General features: G+C 75.0%; 2 protein-coding genes. One reads left to right on the top strand and one right to left on the bottom strand.

Going from position 1 to position 1,533, the window contains the following annotated elements:
• Nucleotides 1-93 precede the first annotated feature (93 nt).
• Nucleotides 94-1,185 (bottom strand): DUF5937 family protein, encoded by a 1,092-nt coding sequence (locus EEJ42_RS31635; RefSeq protein ID WP_123105300.1) that lies wholly within the window; start codon nucleotides 1,183-1,185, stop codon nucleotides 94-96.
• A 99-nt stretch (nucleotides 1,186-1,284) separates the two neighbouring features.
• On the opposite strand from EEJ42_RS31635, the gene EEJ42_RS31630 reads away from it, so the two are divergent.
• Nucleotides 1,285-1,533, top strand: a 249-nt coding sequence (locus EEJ42_RS31630) for a hypothetical protein (protein ID WP_184503363.1), incomplete at its 3' end; no start/stop codon positions are given.

The following is a 1,533-nucleotide window of genomic DNA, read 5'->3' as shown; positions in this document are numbered from 1 at the left end:
GCGTTTGGGGGGCCGCGGTCGGGGGGGGCCGGGGGTTTTCCCGGTTTCGGGAAGGGGCGGGGTGGGGGAAAATTTCCGGCGCGCCGCCGCGTCCTACCGCAGGATGCCCTCCAGGAAGTCGCTCCCCAGGCGCGCCACCGTCGCCAACTCCAACTGGTGCAGGACGTACCGCCCGCGCCGCCGGGTGTGCAGAAGCCCGGCCTTCTTCAGGACGGCGATGTGCCGGGAGACCTCCGGCGGCGTGATGGCGTACGCCTCGGCCAGCTCGCCCGTGGTGTGCGGGCCCCGGGCCAGGGTGCGGCAGATGCGCATCCGCATCGGGTGGGCGAGGGCCTCCAGGCGCTGCTGGACGAGTTGCAGGGCGGCGGGCGGGGTGAGTTCGGGCCCGGCGACGGGGTACTGGATCACCGGGTGCCAGCCCGGCGCGTGCACCAGGAGCAGATGCGGCCAGCCGAAGGTCGTCGGGATGAGGGTCAGACCGCTCCCGTGCGCCGTCGTACGCCCCGCCGCCAGCTTGTCGACCAGGACGCGCGCCCGCCCGTCCGCACCCTGCTCCAGCGACAGCGCGGCCGAGGTCGCCCTCAGCGCCTCCGCGAGCCCCTTGCGCTGGAGCAGCTCGCCCTTGTGGCGGGCGTCGGCGGCCAGTTGGACCCGCACCCGCTGCCAGGCGTCGGCGAAGAACGCCTGGTGGCAGTCCTCCAGCAGGCGCCGCAGCCACACCCGCAGCCCGTCCGGGTCCGTCAGCATGCGGTCCACGAACGCCAATTGCCGCGGTCCGCGGGCCCGGGCCATGTCCCGGACCCGGTCCCGCTCGCCCCGGTCGACCAGCGGCGACGGCGTCGGACGGTCGTACGAGGCGGAGCAGCTGATCTCGAACGCGGCCGCCACGAACGCCTCGTCGTCGATCCGGTCCAGCGCGTCCAGCTCCTCCGCGAGCGTCGCGCCGGGGGCGGACGGCAGCAGCAGGTCGGAGCGGGCCGTGCCCCACAGGAAGTCCGCCTCGCACAGCCGGTCGGCGAGATCCGGCTTGAGGGAGGCGGCGGTCGCGGTGGCCCAGCCGTGCTGCCCTGGGTGGTGGCCGGGCTCGGACAGCACGTGCAGTGCGGCGCCCAGTTCCGCGAGCGGTGACGGGCTGAAGACGATGCGCTCGGGCGACAGCCCGGTGATGTCCACGACATTGGCCATGCCCCCATGGTGCGGCAGCCCGCACCGCGCCCCGACCTCGTTTGACGGCAATCGTCAATCGAGATGACGGGCGGCGGCGGGGGGTCCGACGCTCCTTCCATGTCCGTCACTCAGCAATACGCACTCGACCTGTACCGGGCCGCCCAGCGCGGTGAGCCCGCCCCGCCCGCTCCCGGCCGGGACGACTGGCGCACCCTCCGGGCGCTGCGCGAGTACCGCGACTTCCAGACCGTGATCGGGGAACGCCCGGCCCGGCGCCGCGGCAGCGCCCTGCGGCGGGTCCTGCGGGCGGTGAGGGCACGGGCGGCCCGGGCCGTACGCGCCGCGCAGCCCGTACGTGCCGCAGGG

This window comes from Streptomyces botrytidirepellens (assembly GCF_003721215.1).
Lineage (GTDB): Bacteria > Actinomycetota > Actinomycetes > Streptomycetales > Streptomycetaceae > Streptomyces > Streptomyces himastatinicus.
Note: the sequence above shows the minus strand (reverse complement) of the source record. Positions and strands in the feature narration are given on the sequence as shown.